Below are 15,479 nucleotides of genomic sequence, written 5' to 3' on the forward strand. Positions count from 1 at the left end.
TCAAGCTCCGCTGCGGTCGTAAGGGCGAGCCAGGAGAAGCGCGCGGCCTTTCGACAGGGTTACGGAGATCACGCCTTCCGCCACGTTGGAAATGGTGCGCGAAGAGCCGAAGGTCAATTTGAAGTTCTTCAGCGGATAGCGGGCGTTGCGGATGGTCAGCCCTTCCAGCGCCGTGAACCCGAGCACGGAAAACAGCGCACCTTTCGGCAGGTCCAGCTCCATGCCGCCATCGTCGCAAAGCGGAAAGGCCTCCTCTTCGCCGGAGGTCAGCATCACCTCGAAATTGTCTTCCGCGAGGCTGAGCGCCGAAAGATAATGTTGCAGCACATGGTCCGACCGCTCGCCGCCCAGAGCACCCACCAGGATCAGACGTTCCGCCCCGCGTGAAATGGCTTCCGCAATGGCAATCTCGCCATCGGTTGCCGCCTTGGAGACGGGGTAGGCGCGGCGCTCCACCTTGGGATAGGCCGCCTTCAGCGCATCGTCGCTGGAATCGAAATCACCCACCCATAGTTCCGGTGTCAGACCGAGCGGCTGCGCATGGCGAATGCCGCTATCGGCGGCAATCACGCGGCTGCCGCTGGTGACGGCACGAAGTCTATCGGTGACGGTAATGTTTCCGCCAAGCAGAATGGAAAAGGTCGGTGTGCTCATGCGCCAGCCCATAGCCTATTCGGGCAGGTGAAGCAAAGCGCTTCCGCGCGCGGTTCACTTGGTTTTGTCGGTGTTTCCAGCGATGATCTCTGGCTAGTGATGCATACGCAATAATGCTAGGCCGTAGCTCTTCAGAGTTCTCGTGGTGCGGATAAAGTTTTGGAGAATGTTTTATGGGGTATTGTCAAGCTCGACTCGACGCGTCACACATTATGTATCCCGTGAGGGATTGGGTTCGCCGAGAGGAAGAGATGGGTTGGATGCCTTTTCTCTTCTTCTCGACTGTCCGCATTGGCTACGCTAACCTAAACAGTTTGGACCTGTTTAGTCATCGGTTGTGGAGGCCGACGAGTCAGCAAATCGCGTCTGATCTCAGAAAAGCAAAAGCACAGAATTGACGCAAGCTCTCTATCGGCGTATGCGAGACTTATCCCGTGGTGATTTGGCCGGTCGGCTTGCAGCCACGTTAAACAAGTGGCTAAAAAGACCGGGTATGAAACCGGTCCGTTGTGACCGGTTTTTTTGTTTGTCGAGTTCGAACCATGCCGATCAAGATTCCAGATACCTTGCCTGCTTTTGAAGCCCTGGTCAGCGAGGGCGTGCGGGTCATGACCGAGACGGTCGCCGTGCGTCAGGATATCCGTCCGCTGCAAATCGGGTTGCTGAACCTGATGCCGAACAAGATCAAGACCGAAGTGCAGATGGCGCGTCTCGTTGGCGCATCGCCGCTGCAGGTGGAGCTTTCGCTGGTGCGTGTCGGCGGGCACAAGGCCAAGAACACATCGGAAGAACATCTTCTGTCCTTCTACAATACCTGGGAAGAAGTGAAGCACCGCAAGTTCGATGGCTTCATCATCACGGGCGCGCCGGTGGAACTGCTTGCCTTCGAGGAAGTCACCTATTGGGACGAGATGCAGCAGATCTTCGACTGGACGGCTACCAATGTGCATTCAACGCTGAATGTGTGCTGGGGGGCCATGGCTGCCATCTATCACTTCCACAAGGTGCCGAAGCATGAGTTGAAGGAGAAGGCGTTTGGGGTCTATCGCCATCGCAATCTCTGCCCGTCTTCCATTTATCTCAACGGCTTTTCGGATGATTTCCAGGTTCCGGTGTCGCGCTGGACCGAGGTTCGCCGCGCCGATATCGAAAAGGTGCCTGGCCTCGAAATCCTGATGGAATCGGATGAGATGGGCGTGTGCCTGGTGCATGAGAAAAAGTGCAACCGCCTCTATATGTTCAATCACGTGGAGTATGATTCCACCTCGCTGGCGGATGAATATTTCCGCGATGTGAATGCAGGCGTGCCGATCAAGATGCCGCACAACTACTTCCCGCATAATGATGTGGCGCTGACGCCGCAGAACCGCTGGCGCAGCCATGCGCATCTGTTCTTCGGCAACTGGATCAACGAGATCTACCAGACCACGCATTACGATCTGGACAAGATCGGCACTGTTTGAGCCGCTTTTGCGCATTGCAGTGCATTCGAAAATGGCGCAGTTTGCCGCCCGGTTTCATAGGCATGACAGGATACAGGCATGACGACGCAAGGTGAGATTTTCGGCACCACTCCGAAGGGCGAAACAGTCTATCGAGTCAGCATTTCCGGTGGCGGGCTGACTGCGCATGTCATCACCTGGGGCGCCGTTATTCAGGATCTGCGTCTTGAAGGCCACGAAGAGCCGCTGGTTCTGGGCTTCCAGAACTTTGAGGATTATCCGAAATATTCCTCCTATTTCGGCGCAACTCCGGGCCGTGTTGCCAACCGTATCGGCAAGGGTCAGTTCACGCTGGATGGCAAGAACTATCAGGTGGACCTGAACCAGGACGGCAATACGCATCTGCATGGCGGAAGCGATGGCCTTGGCAAAACGAACTGGACGATCATCGCCCATTCGAACAACAAGGTGATCCTTCAGGTCACCGATACGGATGGTCGCGGCGGCTATCCCGGCAATTGCACGGTGACGGCCACCTATGAGCTGAAGGATGACGGCGTTTTGAACGTTGTTTATGAGAGCGTGACAGACCAGCCGACGCTCGCCAATATCTGCCAGCACACCTATTTCAACCTGGATGGCCGCGACGATATTCTGGGCCACGACATCATGATCGCGGCCGATCATTATCTGGAACTGGACGAGCATCAGGTGCCGACGGGCAAGCAGATTGCCGTTGAAGGCACGCCGATGGATCTGCGCCAGCTTGGCCCCATCCGTCGCGATGATGGCAAGGGCCATCAGGTGGAATTCGATCACAATTACTGCCTGTCGAACGAGCGCACCGAAAAGCGTTCCGTTGCCCTTGTGCGCAGCGTCAACTCCGGCGTGTCGCTGGAGGTTCGCACCACTGAGCCCGGCGTCCAGCTCTATGCGGGCTTCAAGTTGAAGCCGACGGTGCCGGGCCTTTCCGGCAAGCTCTATGGGCCTTATGCGGGTCTTTGCCTGGAAACGCAGATCTGGCCGGATGCCATCAATCATCCGGGCTTCCCGAATGCGGTGCTGCGTCCGGGTGAGGTTCTTCGGCAGGAAACGGATTACGTGTTCAGCAAAAGCTGAGCACGGAGGCTGGCGATGGCTGGTTTCAATCCGCTGATCGAAAGCATCTCGCCTCCGCCCGTGCCATCCGTTCAGGCATGGGCGCGCAGCTATGATGGTGCCAAGGGGCCGCTCATCGATCTTTCCCAGGCGGTTCCCGGTTATCCAGCGCATCCGCACATGCTGGAACTATTGGGAAAGGCTGCTTCCTCGCGCGCATCCACCGGCTATGGCCCGATTGAAGGGGAGGCGGTCTTGCGAGCCGCCTATGCCGTACATTCGGCGGGCGTCTACCATGCGGCCCTGACGGCGGAAAATGTCCACATCACCTCGGGCTGCAATCAGGCTTTCATCTGTGCGGTCATGGCGGTGGCCGGTGCCGGCGATGCGGTCCTGATGACCAATCCCTATTACTTTAACCACCAGACCACTCTTGCCATGCTTGGCATTGGCACAAAGCTTGTGGCCTGTTCGGCAGAACGCGGTTTCCTGCCAAGGGTTCCGGATATCGCAGACGCCATCACTCCTGAGGTCAAGGCATTGGCCCTCGTTTCGCCCAACAACCCTACAGGTGCGGTCTATCCACCTGCGTTGTTGGACGAGATTGCAGACCTCTGCCAGAGCCGCGGCATCTGGCTTATCCTGGATGAGACCTATCGCGACTTTCTACCCGATGCTGAAGCGCAGCCGCATTCACTGTTTTCCCGGCCTGACTGGCAGGATCACATCGTCTCGCTCTACAGCTTCTCCAAGAGCTTTTGCATTCCGGGGCATCGGCTGGGTGCCATCACGGCAGGTCCTCAATTTGTGCGCCAGGTCGCCAAGATCATGGATAACCTGCAAATCTGCGCACCACGGGCAGCGCAGACTGCTGTGGCAGAGGCCATTCCACGTCTCAAATCCTGGCGCGAGGAAAACAGGCAGGAAATCATGCGGCGGGCGGATGCGCTGCGGGCCGTCGTGGCTGGGCTTGCGGGCTGGCAGCTGGATGCGATAGGTGCCTATTTCGCCTTCATTCGCCATCCCCATGAGGGGAAATCCTCCGCAGAGGTGGCACAGGCACTGGCGAAAAATGCGGGTGTTTCGTGCATTCCGGGCAGCTATTTCGGCGAGGGGCAGGAGGCCTATCTGCGTTTCGCCTTCGCCAATGCAGATGTCGAAGGCATCCGTGCGCTGGGTGCGCGTCTTTCATCCTTCTCCTTGTGATCACGTGAAGATCGAGGCGGCAAAGAACAGGATCGCCTTGAAGATGGCGTAGATCACGCCTGCCACCAGGAAGAGGGAGACGATGCCTAAGCCTATGCCGAGCATGACCCACAGCCCATCCTTTTCCAGAATGCCGAAGGCCATGATGCAGAGGGCCACTGCCGGCAGCATGTTGCCGAGCGGGATGGGCAGGGCCAGAATAATCGACAGGATCAGGCAGAAAATGCCGATCGCCTTTTCCATGCCGGGCGAGGCGAGGGCGGAAAGCCGGGGCTTCAGCATTCTTTCCGCCTTGGCAATCCATGGTTCGATCTTGCCAACCATTCCGGCAAAGTCAGAGCGCAGCATTGAGCGTTTCGCAATGAGTTGCGGCAGCCACGGCTTTTTGCCAAGCGCCATCTGAAGGCTGAGGAAGACCAGTGGAATGCCCAGAATGGCAGAGGTTCCCGGCGGCGTGGGAATGGTATTCGGCATGGCAAAGATGAAGAGCAGCGCACCGAAGGCGCGGTCCTTCATGGCAAGCAGAAGATCGCTCACGGCAATGCGTTCTTGCGTCACATCGTCCGCCAGCGCTCTCAAGATGTGAGAAAAGCTCTGCGGCCGTTCCTCTTCCGGTGCCTTGCGATCGTCTGGTTCCGAGAAGGAGGGTAACGGTTCTGGAAGGGCCATGAAACTCTCAGGTAGCCGGGAAGGCTTGTTGATCACGTGCGGATTCTGCCACGCAAAGGTGGCCATTTCGTTGCGATTTTATGAGGTCTTGATGAAGAAAAGGCGCTCGAAGCGTGTTCGAGCGCCCTTTCGCGGTTGATGATCATCAAGGATCAGAACTGCATGTCTTCTTCAAAGCCTGCATCGTCTTCGGCGGGCTGTTCTTCTGCCGGCGTTTCTGCGGCCTGCGCCTCATCGCCACCTAGCATGCCAGCTATGGCATTGCCCAGCAGCACGCCACCGGCCACGCCCATGGCCGTCTGCGCGGCACCTGCCAGAAAGCCGCCGCCACGGGCGGGCTGGGGCTGGCCAAAGCCCTGTGCCGTCTGCTGCCCACCCCACGGATTGCGTGGGCCGGACTGCGGGCCGTTGGGCATCATGCCCTGGGGGGCTTGCGTCTGCGGCACGGGCCGGGCCGGCTGCGATGCGCTGCCGAACAGGCTGGAGAAGAAGCCGCCGCCAGATGCCGGGCGGGAGGAGAGCTGGTATTCCAGTTCCTCGATCCGCCGCTGCGCGTCGTTCAGCGCCTGCTCCTGCACAACGATCGTCTGCGCCATGTAATAGGGTGCTCCCGGCTGGCTGGCGATGCGATCACGAATGAAGGCATCCGCTTCCATATCGCGCGGTCCCGACTGGCTCTCCACATGGGAGAGCTTGCCGAAAAGCCCCTCGATCGCCTGGCGGTCGTTGTAGTCCATCGATGATTTCCTCCTTGGGGTTCGGTTGGACTGATTACTCTTCGCGCTGGCCGGTCAGGCTCAGCAGAAGCTGGAAGATGTTGACGAAGTTGAGGTACAGCGACAGCGCACCGAAGACGGCGAGCTTCTGCTGGCTCTCCTGGTCGAAGTTCTCGGCATACTGTTCCTTGATGTTCTGGGTGTCCCAGGCGGTCAGGCCGACAAAGACGATGATGCCGATGACCGATACGGCGAACTGCAGGGCGCTGGAGCCGAGGAAGATGTTGACGATCGAGGCGATCATCACGCCGATCAGGCCCATGATCAGGAAGGAGCCGAATTTGGCGAGGTCACGCTTCGTCACGTAGCCGTAGAGGCTGGTTGCGCCGAACATGGTGGCGGCAATGAAGAAGGTGCGCGCAATGCTGGCACCCGTGAAGACGAGGAACACGGAAGCAAGCGAAAGACCCATCACGGCGCAGAAGGCCCAGAAGGTCATTTGCGCGGTGGAGGCGGACATCGTCTGGATCTTGAACGAGAAGAAGAAGACGAAGGCCAGCGGTGCCAGCATCACCACCCACTTCAGCGGGCTGGAGAAGATCGGCACGTAAAGGGCGGGCGTCGTGCCAACGATGAAGGCAACGATGCCGGTAATGACAAGGCCAAGGCCCATATAGTTGTAAACGCGCAGCATGTGCTGGCGCAGTCCCTCATCGAATGCGGCCTGGGACTGGACTGCCGAGTTGTATCCGAAACGCGGATTCATGGCGTACTCCTGTTGGGGTTAATGCGGTGTTTCAGTAAAGGGAACGGGCAAGGCGCTCTGCCTCTTGCCGAAGGCGCGGGGCATCTTGCCGCTCCGAAACGAGTGCGTAGGCAACTTCGCCGATCTGCCAGTAGGAGGCTTCCACACCGTCCTCGCGGGCCTGTGCCACCTGCTGTACGGCAAAAAAGCCGGGCCGCACGGCGAAGAGCGAAAGCTTCGTCTGGCTTTCATCCATCAGCGACATTTCCACGCTTGGCCCGAAGGCCGAGGGGAAGATCTGCACATCGCTGACCTTCCATTCCTTTGGAATCTGCGGAACGACAATCGCCGTTGCCGAGCGGATTTCCGCCGGGTCGAATGTGGAGGAGCCCTGCGAGGTCATGCTTTCGCGCAGTGCAGCGGTGCTGTGCGCGCGAATGGCCTCTTCCACAAAGGCAGGTGCTGGCGTGGAGGCTTCCACGGGCGAGACCGTCAGCGGGCCGAAATGGTTGCTCAGCATCCAGCCTGCCGCAACCAGCGCCACGGTGGCGGCCAGCCGTTGCAGGGGACGCAGATAAACGCCGCGTGAAAGAGCGGCCTGAAGGCGGCGTGCCGCCTCGCGCGTATCGGCGCGGCCCTGATGGTGGCTATCGGAAAGCGCCAGGCGCAGCTCGCCCTTGATGGCCAGATCCGCCATCACGCGGGCCGCGATTTCCGGGTTTTCCGAAAGATAGGCTTCCACTTCTATGCGGCGGCTGGCATCCAGCTGATCATCCACATAGGCCTCGATGTCGGAGGTCTGGATTGGGTCAACGGGTGTCATCGCGCCCTCCTTCGATTACTTTCAGATGATTGGTGTCCAGCGGCTTCCGGCCGTTTTCCTCGAACTCCCGCAGCCGCTGGCGTGCACGCGAAATGCGCGACATCAGCGTGCCGACGGGAATGGAAAGCGCCTGTGCCGCCTCCGAGTAGGAAAGTCCTTCAATGGCCACCAGATGCAGCGCATCGCGCTGTTCTTCCGGCAGTGCGAAGAAGGCTTCCCGAAGCTGTTTCAGGCGGATCGATTGATCCGGGTCCGGGTGATGCGCCGTTTCGGCCACATCCGCTGCCGCATTGTGGCGGTTATCGCTGGATTTCTGACGGCGCAGCCGGTCAATATGCGTGTTGTGAACGATGGAGAGCAGCCAGTTGCGCAGGTTGCCGCCGGTGCGGAACGTGCTTTTGCGCTCATAGGCTTTCACCAGCGCATCGTGAACCAGATCTTCCGCATCATCCGCATTGCGAACGAGCGAGCGGGCGTAACGCCGCAGCGTTGCCAGCTGGTTCAGAACATCGAACGGGTTTCTCTTGTCGCTCATGCCTCAATATACGCAGCGGCGATGAAACTTATTCCTTAATCCTCTGCGATTTTTTTCAAACGCCCACATAGCGGGCACGGGGGCGGATCAGCCTGTCATCCTTCATCTGTTCCAGTGCATGCGCAATCCAGCCTGCCATGCGGGCAATGGCAAAAATGGCAAGGGCTGAGCCACGCGGCAGATCGAGGCTTCGCCGCAGGCTGACGAGCGCCACATCGCAGGTGGGCATCTGGCCAGCCGTCTCCAGCATCACCCGCAAAAGCTCATCCCGATGCTGGTCCGGCGGCAGGTAGGGCAGGAGTCCACAGGCTCTCGGATCGCCCTCCGGGTAAAGAGGATGGTGGAAACCAGGAATGGTTTCGCCCCGGCGCAGGCGCTCTTCCACCACGCGTTCGGCATTGCCATCGCGCTCCACCTCATCGAACAGCCGTTCCACCAGGCTCGTCATACCACCGTGCATTGGGCCACTCAGAGCTGATAAGCCCGCATTCAGGCAAGCCCCCAGCGATGCCCCGGTCGATGCCACGACCCGCACGGCAAAGGCCGATGCGTTCAGCTCATGGTCTGCCTGAAGCACCAGCGCCCGGCGGATGAGATCGGTGCCGTTTTCATCCAGGCCCCAATGTCTGGCGAGAGAGAGGTGAACCGGATGGTCTTCCGGCTGCCGCGAAAGACAGGCGGCAGCAAGGCAGCGCAGCAGCGCCGCAGCGCTTGGCCAAAGGCGCCGGGGATCGCGCTTCCAGGCCGTCATGCGTCCCGCCTCCACCAGTGGCAGAAGTGCCTGACAGCGCTCGGTCAAAGGCAGGTCTTGCGTAGACTGAAGCAGCGGCAGGGGCCAGTGTGACGTCGCCGCCTTCTCGTCGCGAAAGGGATCGGTCTCGCCGCAATCCCACAACAGGCGGGCTACGTCTTCCAGTGTCTGCGTCTCGGCAAGATTGAGAACATCGAGGCCCCTGTAGCAAAGTTTGCCCTCTGAAATGTCCGTGATGGCGGAGTCCAGAACCGGCAGGCCCCAATCCAGTGTGGTGGCGGCGACTTCCTTTGGGCGGCGGCCCACCTTCTTTCGCCTTTTCAGCTGTTCAATGTCGTGGGCACTGTAGAGCTTGCGGCGGGGATCGTCCGTCGCGCCGCTGGTGTGGATCATGCCACGGCTCACATAGGCGTAAAGCGTTGCACGGCTGATGCCGAGTTCTGCGGCGGCACGGTCTGCGGTGATGAATTTGTCCGGCGGGGCCATGAGATCCGACATTGATTATATTTATCAAGATTGACGATATATCTATGCTCCAACATCCTCCTGTCAACGCGTTTCATGTTGAAGGAGAAGTGCCATGTCCGTGAAGCCAAACCTGATCAGCCAGCCTGCAAGCCTCGGCCTTGACGATGTTGTGGCCGCAGAAACCATGCTGAGCCATGTGGATGGCCAGGCAGGCGAGCTCATTATTCGCGGGCATCATCTGGGGGAGCTGTCCGATTGGCCTTTCGAACAGGTGCTGGAACTGCTCTGGGCAGGCCAGACGCCGGATGTTCTGACAGCGCAGGACATCGGATCCGCCCTCGGAGAAGCCAGGGTGAAGGCCTTCCGGATCATGCAGCCTTTCCTGCCGGGTTTGCGGGGGCTTGCGCCGGTGGAAGCGCTGCGGCTTCTGCTCTCGGCCCTGCCGGATTCAGCGCGGGAGCCGCACCATATTCTGGCCGTGGCTGCCGTTCCCGTCTTCACGGCGGCCATTGCCCGTCAGGCGGCAGGTCTTATCCCCGTTGCGCCCAATGCCACACTTGGCCACGCGGCGGATTTTCTCTCCATGCTGCGCAATGAGGAGCCGCAGGCGGATAAGGTAAAGGCACTCGATACCTATCTCGTCACGGTCTCCGACCACGGCCTCAACGCCTCTACCTTTGCTGCGCGTGTCATCGCGTCCACAAAGGCTGGCCTGTTCTCTTCCGTGATCGGCGGGCTCTGCGCGCTGAAAGGCCCGCTGCATGGCGGCGCACCGGGGCCGGTTCTCGATATGCTGGATGAGATCGCAACGCCCGCTCGCATCGAGCCATGGCTGGAAGATGCCCTTGCCCGTGGCGAGCGCCTGATGGGCTTTGGCCACCGCATCTACCGCGTGCGTGACCCGCGCGCCGATGTGCTGAAAGGTGCCGTCTCCACCCTCAACGACGGCTCAGGCCGCATCGCCTTCGCAAGTAAGGTCGAGACCGCCGCCCTTGCCCTTCTTCAGCAAAAGAAGCCTCTGCGCCCGCTCCAGACCAATGTGGAATTCTACACCGCCCTGCTTCTCGAAGCCGTCGGCTTCCCCCGCGACAGCTTCACCAATGTCTTTGCCGCTGGCCGCATGGCCGGCTGGACCGCCCACGTGCTGGAGCAGGAACAAACCGGCCGCCTCATCCGCCCGCAATCGCGCTATGTGGGGTCGCCTTGTGCAAATCTCTCGGGGAGCCTTTAGGCTCCCGCATCCGCCACGGAATTGATCTGCGTCAAGATGGCCGATGTTGCGGGTGCGGCTTTCAAGCTACTGCTCACACGACCTTAAACAGTGCCGAGTGAAAGATATGCAATCTTCCGACATATGGGATTGGTTTCCCATCGTCTTTTTTCCGCTGAAAATTCTCGTGCTCGGTGTCGGCATGTTCTACGCCATCAAATGGCACCATGATCAGGCGAAGAAAGGGTGAGGGACCTCACCCATTCGCTTCCCAATCCAGCCCAATGTCAAGTGTTGGAGCGCTGTGGGTGATCCAGCCCACGGAGAGCAGATCCACGCCGCTTTCGGCAATGGCGCGGGCGGTTTGCGGCGTAATCCCGCCGGAGGCTTCGGTGAGCGCACGTCCATTCACGATGCTGACGGCTTCGCGCAGCTGGTCCGGTACCATATTGTCGAGAAGCACGGCATCCACGCCCTCATCCATCGCCTCGCGCAACTGGTCGAGCGTGTCCACTTCCACCTCGATCTTCACCATATGGCCTGCCGATGCCTTGGCGCGGCGGATGGCGGTTTGAATGCCGCCTGCAATCGCGATGTGATTGTCCTTGATGAGGATTGCATCATAGAGCGCGAAGCGGTGATTGATGCCGCCGCCCGCCCGCAGGGCATATTTCTCCAGGGCGCGTAGCCCCGGCGTCGTCTTGCGGGTGCAGGCAAGTTTCGCTTGCGTGCCGGAAATCTCATCGACGATGGAACGGGTCACGCTCGCAATGCCAGAGAGATGGCCCATGAAGTTCAGCGCCGTTCGCTCTGCCGTCAAAAGCGCGTGCGAGGGGCCTTCCACAGTGGCGATGATCGTGCCCGGTTCCAGCCGTTCGCCGTCCTGAATATGGCGCGTCATGCGAATGGAAGGGTCGATCAGCTCGAAGGCAAGGGCTGCCACATCCTGTCCCGCAAGGCATCCCGGCTGGCGGGCGCGGAATACAAGCGTCGAGCGATGTGAGAGCGGCACGACGGCGGCGGAGGTAATATCGCCCGCAGCGCCCAGATCCTCGTTCAGTGCAAGCCGGACTGCCGGTTCAATAATCGGTCGGGGCAGAGGGATCAGCGACATATCGAAGGGGCCTCGTCATCATGCGCTGCGGGCAAGCCGGGTTTCACCCAGTTCATCCGCGAATTGAAGAATTTGCTGCATTGTCATGCGGCGGCGTGTGCCTGTCTCGGCCTTGGCCGGAAAATCGGTTCTGGCATGGGCGCCGCGCGATTCCTGTCGCAGCAGCGCGAAACTCGCCATCGCCAGAGCAACCAGAGCCGGGTCCGCGGCGGGCGAATTTTCGTCCGCCAGCGGGCGCACGGCGGCAATAAGGCTCTTCATTGACTCGGCATCGCGCAGAACGCCAAGCGAGCGCGACACGAGCGGCCGGATGCTCGCGGCAGAGGGGCGGGGGCTCGGTCTGGAGCTTCCGAGTGTGGCGCTGCCGGCGAAAGCCAGCCCGCCAATGTCTTCCGCCGCAAGTCGTCCCATCACGCTTGCTTCCAGCAGCGAATTGCTGGCCAGACGATTTGCCCCGTGCAGGCCGGTTGCCGCCACTTCGCCCACGGCCCATAGCCCTTCGACGCTGGTGCGACCACAAAGGTCCGTCGCAACCCCGCCCATATGGTAGTGAACTGCCGGGCGAACCGGGATCGGCTGGCTTTCCGGCTCTATGCCCGCTTCGCGGCACAGTGCGGCAATGCTGGGGAAGCGCGTGCTGAAATGCTGGCCCAGTGCCGGGCGCGCATCGAGAAACACTTTTCGCCCTTGCGCAATTTCGGCGCTGATGGCGCGGGCAACGATATCGCGTGGCGCCAGCTCCTGGCCGGAAACGTCCGCCATGAAGCGATCGCCGAGATCATTGGTGAGATGCGCGCCTTCGCCCCGCACCGCTTCGCTGATGAGCGCCAGCGGCGTGCGATCCGATGCAAGCGCGGTGGGGTGGAACTGCACGAATTCCATGTCTGCGAGAACGGCTCCCGCCCGCGCGGCAAGCGCAATGCCGTGGCCGAAATTGCCCTGCGGATTGGTGGTCGCATCGAACAGGCCGCCCAATCCTCCGGTTGCCAGCAGCACGGCGCGGGCCGCTATCGCATAGGCTTCGCCCGCACGCTCCAGCGCGACACCGGCCACACGGCCATCCCGCAGAACAAGGCGGCGGGCTTGCGTGTCCGAGAGAACGGAAATCGAAGGCGTGGCTGCCACCCGCTCGGTCAGGGCGCGGATGATCGTGGCACCCGAGGCATCGCCCTTGCCATGAACGATCCGGCGGCGGCAATGGGCGGCTTCCAGGCCCAGTTCCAGTGCGCCGTCTGCCTTTCGGTCGAACTGCACACCCTGCGCTTCCAGCCAGCCGATAGCGGCGGGTGCCTGATCCAGAATGGCGCGGGCGGCTTTCTCATCCACCAGCCCGTCGCCTGCCGCCAGCGTGTCGGCCAGGTGCAGTTCAGGGCTATCGTCTTCGCCCAGCGCTGCGGCAATGCCGCCTTGCGCCCAGGCGCTGGAGGTCTCTTCTCCCAGAGCAGCGCGCGTGACGAGAACCACAGGCATGGGTGCCAGCGAGAGCGCTGCCGTCAGCCCCGCAAGCCCGCTGCCGATAATCACGACAGGAGCACTGTGTGGGAAGGAGGCGTTCATTTCACGGCCAACATGCGCTCGACGGCAAGGCGTGCCTTGTCTGCCACGGCCGGATCGACCGTCACTTCGTGATACCCCTCTTCCAGCGCCTTGCGGATGTTGGAAAGCGTAATGCGCTTCATATGCGGGCAGAGATTGCAGGGCCGCACGAAATCCACATCGGGGTGGTTGGCCGCCACATTGTCGCTCATGCTGCATTCCGTCAGAAGAACCACGCGCGGCGGCTTTCTGGTGGCGACGAAATCGGACATGACAGCCGTGGAACCGGAGAAGTCTGCCTCCAGAACCACTTCGGGCGGGCATTCCGGGTGCGCCAGCACGATGACGCCCGGATGGGCCTCGCGCAGATCGCGAATGTCCTGCGGGGTGAAAAGCTGGTGAACCTCGCAATGGCCTTTCCAGGCGATCAGCTCCACATGGGTTTCACGTGCCACGTTCTGCGCCAAATATTCATCCGGGATCATCAGCACCTTTGGCACGCCAAGCGATTCCACCACTTCCTTCGCATTGCCGGAGGTGCAGCAGATATCGGATGCCGCTTTCACCGCAGCAGATGTGTTGACGTAGGTGACGACAGGCACGCCGGGATGGGCGGCCCGCAGCAGCGCAATGTCTTCCGGCGTGATGGATTCGGCCAGCGAGCAGCCCGCTTCCATGTCCGGTATCAGAACCGTTTTCGATGGGTTGAGCAGTTTTGCCGTTTCGGCCATGAAGTGCACGCCGGCCAGTACGATGATGTCTGCATCCACATCCATCGCTTTTCGCGCCAGTGCCAGACTGTCGCCGACGATATCCGCCACACCGTGGAAGATCTCCGGTGTCTGGTAGTTATGCGCCAGAATCACCGCATTCTTCTTCCGCTTCAGTTCCAGAATGGCCGCCACGTCTGCCTCGTGCGCCATCCACTCCGCCTTCGGCATAATGCGGCTGACACGATCATAAAGCGTTGAAGCGGAAACGACGGAATTCATGCGAGCCTCCTTTTATACTCGATTTGAGTATATCCGAGACGCAGGCATATTCTCATTCAGAGTTTATGTCAATTGCGGGAGAGCGGGAGCTTTGATCCGGAGAAGGCGCGTTCTTCCAGAACCGCGTGGCGATAGCGGAAAAGCTTGGCTGGGCGGCCGCCGGTTTCGCCCGTCACCTCGCCGGTTTCCTCGATCAGCTGGTGCGAATCGATCAGCCTGCGGAAGTTCGGCTTGTGCAGCGTCAGCCCCGCCAGCGCTTCAACGGTGCGCTGTAATTGCAAAAGCGTGAAGCTTTCCGGCATCAGTTCAAAGACGACAGGCCTGTATTTGATTTTGGCCCGCAATCTGGCAATGGCCGTGGCAAGGATGCGGCGATGGTCGGCAAACATGGCGCGTCCGGTTGCGGGAATGGGCGTTTCTCCCGCTTCCTCCACCAGTCCCGCTTCGAACATCAGCTCGTAGCGGTGCAGAATCAGGTCTTCGTTCCACTGGGCGTCGTTCTGGCCAAAGGTGAAATCGATCCGGCGCTGTCGGTGTTCTCGCCGCTGTGCATCCCGCTTTGCCCAATCGTGCAGGCGCTCAAGAATGGTCCCCAGCACCTCTGGCTCTCCCTTGCGGTGATCTTCCCAGGGAAAATATTCATACCAGCCGTGCCAGCCCGGCTTGCCAGCTCCTGGCGCTGCCTGTTCGCGCACAAGGCCCAGATAGCTGATGGAAATGGTGCGCGATTGCGCCTCATCGGGTGTGCGGTCGCGGTCTGCAAACGTATAGAGCTGCTCCAGATACCCGACAGGGTGGCCCGTCTGATCATTGACCCATTCACGAAGACCGGATTGAAGGCTGCGATGCTCCAATTCAAACGGGCCGGATGGAAGCGCATTACCGGAGCGAATGGTCATCACGCGCGGTTCATCGCCCGTCACGGCGGCAAGAACCGCGATCAGTTCAGCATGGGCCAATCCACCAGACAAAGAGCACTCCCCGGTCAGCAGCGATCGCGTTTCACATGTCGTGGGCGATACTGCGCACCATTCAGCGCAAATCGACTATCAGGTCAAATGCTTGGGAGAAGAATAGGCTGGAAAATTCAGATCAAACTCTCACTTAGGAGAGAATGGAGCGGGCGAAGGGATTCGAACCCTCGACCCCAACCTTGGCAAGGTTGTGCTCTACCCCTGAGCTACACCCGCTCATCATTCCATCAGCCCGGGGTAGTTCGCTGGGCCGTGGGTCGCTCGCTTGCGGCGACGGGGGCTATATGGCCCAACTGATTTTTGAATGCAACAGGGAAATGACATGAAGGGCAAGATTTTTGAATTTTTTCCATAAATAATTGATGTTAAACGATAATTTTTCGGGATTAGCGATGGCTGCGCCTGTCCGCCCGCTCTTGGGCCCTCTCCACGCCGCTTTCCGGGCAGCTGCGTGACGCTGGCTGTTGAGTCCGGCGCGGAGGGATGGTCTATAGTCTCCACGGCCTTGTCGGGCTTTCTCAAGGCCCGCCCCTTCCTGAACCCGGA

General features: G+C 60.2%; 15 protein-coding genes, 1 tRNA gene and 1 riboswitch. Of the genes, 4 read left to right on the forward strand and 12 right to left on the reverse strand.

Features of this window, described 5'->3' with window-relative positions:
- Nucleotides 1-654 (reverse strand): thiamine diphosphokinase, encoded by a 654-nt coding sequence (locus tag ACFSE1_RS12585; RefSeq protein WP_377401672.1) that lies wholly within the window; start codon nt 652-654, stop codon nt 1-3.
- A gap of 424 nt (nt 655-1,078) precedes the next feature.
- A riboswitch (SAM riboswitch) is annotated at nt 1,079-1,157 on the forward strand.
- Between the two features lie 39 nt (nt 1,158-1,196).
- Here ACFSE1_RS12585 and metA point away from each other — a divergent pair.
- The 3 genes from metA (at nt 1,197) to ACFSE1_RS12600 (ending at nt 4,400) form a co-directional block, all read left to right on the forward strand.
- Nucleotides 1,197-2,117: a homoserine O-acetyltransferase MetA gene (metA, locus tag ACFSE1_RS12590; protein ID WP_377401675.1), complete on the forward strand. Its 921-nt coding sequence runs from the start codon at nt 1,197-1,199 to the stop codon at nt 2,115-2,117.
- A gap of 78 nt (nt 2,118-2,195) precedes the next feature.
- Nucleotides 2,196-3,215: an aldose epimerase family protein gene (locus ACFSE1_RS12595; RefSeq protein ID WP_377401678.1), complete on the forward strand. Its 1,020-nt coding sequence runs from the start codon at nt 2,196-2,198 to the stop codon at nt 3,213-3,215.
- Nucleotides 3,216-3,230: 15 nt separating this feature from the next.
- Nucleotides 3,231-4,400 carry an aminotransferase gene (locus ACFSE1_RS12600; RefSeq protein WP_377401681.1) on the forward strand — a complete coding sequence of 390 codons (1,170 nt, stop codon included), beginning with the start codon at nt 3,231-3,233 and terminating at the stop codon, nt 4,398-4,400.
- Here ACFSE1_RS12600 and ACFSE1_RS12605 read toward each other — a convergent pair whose 3' ends face one another.
- The 6 genes from ACFSE1_RS12605 to ACFSE1_RS12630 form a co-directional block, all read right to left on the reverse strand.
- On the reverse strand, nt 4,401-5,069 hold the full coding sequence (locus ACFSE1_RS12605) for an exopolysaccharide biosynthesis protein (protein WP_377401684.1): 669 nt from the start codon (nt 5,067-5,069) through the stop codon (nt 4,401-4,403).
- 152 nt (nt 5,070-5,221) lie between these two features.
- Entirely contained in the window at nt 5,222-5,806 is a 585-nt protein-coding gene (locus ACFSE1_RS12610) for a DUF2076 domain-containing protein (protein WP_377401687.1), read from the reverse strand.
- Between the two features lie 34 nt (nt 5,807-5,840).
- Complete coding sequence (locus tag ACFSE1_RS12615) at nt 5,841-6,551, reverse strand: Bax inhibitor-1/YccA family protein (protein ID WP_377401690.1); 711 nt, start codon at nt 6,549-6,551, stop codon at nt 5,841-5,843.
- 31 nt (nt 6,552-6,582) lie between these two features.
- Nucleotides 6,583-7,353: an anti-sigma factor family protein gene (locus ACFSE1_RS12620; protein ID WP_377401693.1), complete on the reverse strand. Its 771-nt coding sequence runs from the start codon at nt 7,351-7,353 to the stop codon at nt 6,583-6,585.
- Nucleotides 7,340-7,888: a sigma-70 family RNA polymerase sigma factor gene (locus tag ACFSE1_RS12625; protein ID WP_377401696.1), complete on the reverse strand. Its 549-nt coding sequence runs from the start codon at nt 7,886-7,888 to the stop codon at nt 7,340-7,342. The genes ACFSE1_RS12620 and ACFSE1_RS12625 overlap by 14 nt, the downstream gene beginning before the upstream one ends.
- 55 nt (nt 7,889-7,943) lie before the next feature.
- Nucleotides 7,944-9,137, reverse strand: a complete 1,194-nt coding sequence (locus ACFSE1_RS12630) for a citrate/2-methylcitrate synthase (RefSeq protein ID WP_377401699.1) — start codon at nt 9,135-9,137, stop codon at nt 7,944-7,946.
- 82 nt (nt 9,138-9,219) lie between these two features.
- Here ACFSE1_RS12630 and ACFSE1_RS12635 point away from each other — a divergent pair, with 82 nt between their 5' ends.
- The gene (locus ACFSE1_RS12635; protein ID WP_377401702.1) at nt 9,220-10,338 is read left to right on the forward strand and encodes a citrate synthase/methylcitrate synthase; all 1,119 of its coding nucleotides are present in this window, start codon (nt 9,220-9,222) and stop codon (nt 10,336-10,338) included.
- Nucleotides 10,339-10,573: 235 nt separating this feature from the next.
- On the opposite strand, the gene nadC is transcribed toward ACFSE1_RS12635, so the two are convergent.
- The 5 genes from nadC to ACFSE1_RS12660 all read right to left on the reverse strand — a co-directional run bounded on the left by nadC (nt 10,574) and on the right by ACFSE1_RS12660 (nt 15,149).
- Nucleotides 10,574-11,431 carry a carboxylating nicotinate-nucleotide diphosphorylase gene (nadC, locus tag ACFSE1_RS12640; RefSeq protein WP_377401705.1) on the reverse strand — a complete coding sequence of 286 codons (858 nt, stop codon included), beginning with the start codon at nt 11,429-11,431 and terminating at the stop codon, nt 10,574-10,576.
- An 18-nt stretch (nt 11,432-11,449) separates the two neighbouring features.
- Nucleotides 11,450-12,988 carry an L-aspartate oxidase gene (locus ACFSE1_RS12645; protein WP_377401708.1) on the reverse strand — a complete coding sequence of 513 codons (1,539 nt, stop codon included), beginning with the start codon at nt 12,986-12,988 and terminating at the stop codon, nt 11,450-11,452.
- The gene (gene nadA / locus ACFSE1_RS12650) at nt 12,985-13,959 is read right to left on the reverse strand and encodes a quinolinate synthase NadA (RefSeq protein ID WP_377401711.1); all 975 of its coding nucleotides are present in this window, start codon (nt 13,957-13,959) and stop codon (nt 12,985-12,987) included. The genes ACFSE1_RS12645 and nadA overlap by 4 nt, the downstream gene beginning before the upstream one ends.
- Nucleotides 13,960-14,027: 68 nt before the next feature.
- Nucleotides 14,028-14,930 (reverse strand): NUDIX hydrolase, encoded by a 903-nt coding sequence (locus ACFSE1_RS12655; protein WP_377401714.1) that lies wholly within the window; start codon nt 14,928-14,930, stop codon nt 14,028-14,030.
- A gap of 144 nt (nt 14,931-15,074) precedes the next feature.
- A tRNA-Gly gene (locus ACFSE1_RS12660) sits at nt 15,075-15,149 on the reverse strand.
- Between the last annotated feature and the right edge of the window lie 330 nt (nt 15,150-15,479).

This window comes from Affinirhizobium helianthi, from assembly GCF_042680945.1.
In the GTDB taxonomy this organism is placed as follows: domain Bacteria; phylum Pseudomonadota; class Alphaproteobacteria; order Rhizobiales; family Rhizobiaceae; genus Neorhizobium; species Neorhizobium helianthi.

Coding starts and splice junctions, on each gene's coding strand:
- ACFSE1_RS12585 (WP_377401672.1), bottom strand. CDS start 654: ATGAGCACACCGACCTTTTCCATTCTGCTTGGCGGAAACATTACCGTC.
- metA (WP_377401675.1), top strand. CDS start 1,197: ATGCCGATCAAGATTCCAGATACCTTGCCTGCTTTTGAAGCCCTGGTC.
- ACFSE1_RS12595 (WP_377401678.1), top strand. CDS start 2,196: ATGACGACGCAAGGTGAGATTTTCGGCACCACTCCGAAGGGCGAAACA.
- ACFSE1_RS12600 (WP_377401681.1), top strand. CDS start 3,231: ATGGCTGGTTTCAATCCGCTGATCGAAAGCATCTCGCCTCCGCCCGTG.
- ACFSE1_RS12605 (WP_377401684.1), bottom strand. CDS start 5,069: ATGGCCCTTCCAGAACCGTTACCCTCCTTCTCGGAACCAGACGATCGC.
- ACFSE1_RS12610 (WP_377401687.1), bottom strand. CDS start 5,806: ATGGACTACAACGACCGCCAGGCGATCGAGGGGCTTTTCGGCAAGCTC.
- ACFSE1_RS12615 (WP_377401690.1), bottom strand. CDS start 6,551: ATGAATCCGCGTTTCGGATACAACTCGGCAGTCCAGTCCCAGGCCGCA.
- ACFSE1_RS12620 (WP_377401693.1), bottom strand. CDS start 7,353: ATGACACCCGTTGACCCAATCCAGACCTCCGACATCGAGGCCTATGTG.
- ACFSE1_RS12625 (WP_377401696.1), bottom strand. CDS start 7,888: ATGAGCGACAAGAGAAACCCGTTCGATGTTCTGAACCAGCTGGCAACG.
- ACFSE1_RS12630 (WP_377401699.1), bottom strand. CDS start 9,137: ATGTCGGATCTCATGGCCCCGCCGGACAAATTCATCACCGCAGACCGT.
- ACFSE1_RS12635 (WP_377401702.1), top strand. CDS start 9,220: ATGTCCGTGAAGCCAAACCTGATCAGCCAGCCTGCAAGCCTCGGCCTT.
- nadC (WP_377401705.1), bottom strand. CDS start 11,431: ATGTCGCTGATCCCTCTGCCCCGACCGATTATTGAACCGGCAGTCCGG.
- ACFSE1_RS12645 (WP_377401708.1), bottom strand. CDS start 12,988: ATGAACGCCTCCTTCCCACACAGTGCTCCTGTCGTGATTATCGGCAGC.
- nadA (WP_377401711.1), bottom strand. CDS start 13,959: ATGAATTCCGTCGTTTCCGCTTCAACGCTTTATGATCGTGTCAGCCGC.